The sequence below is a fragment of the Oleiphilus sp. HI0043 genome (assembly GCF_001634935.1).
This window is the reverse complement of the sequence record NZ_LWEY01000213.1, coordinates 1-678: the sequence shown is the minus strand read 5'-3', so window position 1 is coordinate 678 and position 678 is coordinate 1. Positions and strand designations below refer to the sequence as shown.

The window sequence follows — 678 nt, the reverse complement described above, 5'->3', positions numbered from 1 at the left end:
GTATTATGGCGAGCATAACATGCTTTTACGCAGTTCAGTACGTAAAACGCGTGTTGAAAATTGATGATTCATTAGATGTATTCCCGGTTCACGGCGTTGGCGGCATTATCGGTACTTTGTTTGCTGGTATCTTCTCTGCAACAAGCCTTGGCGTTTTCAGTGGTTACGGTTTTGCAGACGGAATCGAGTCAATGGCTGGCCAGCTTAGCGTTCAAGCCGTTGGTGTAATCTCTACCATTGTTTATACAGCTGTTGTTACCTGGATCATACTTAAACTCGTCGCAATCTTTACACCTTTACGCACGACAGATGAAGAAGAAGTTCAAGGCCTTGATGTCGTTGACCATGAAGAAACTGGCTACAATCTCTAAAGGCCCAAACGGCATTTGATCACACTTTAATCAAAGCCAAACACAAAACATGAATATTATTCATGTTTTGTGTTATCCTCCTTTTCTATAGCCTAGCATGAGCACTCTCCATGCCTGAGCAAATATAACAGGAGGCAAGCATGACCCATCTCAAGATCACCTTTCTAGTATTATTATTCCTAAGCATCAATATGACTGCTTGCAGCAGTGACTCGCCCGAGGGTTTTAAAAACATCTCATGGTCAGCCCAGTCGTTGCCTAAGGACTTACAGCGTATTTATCAGCAGAGCTGTAAAAATTGCCACGC

General features: G+C 43.1%; 1 pseudogene. It reads left to right on the top strand.

Features of this window, described 5'->3' with window-relative positions:
* Window positions 1–371: pseudogene (locus A3729_RS03475) on the top strand (ammonium transporter); the annotation flags it as partial.
* Between the last annotated feature and the right edge of the window lie 307 nt (window positions 372–678).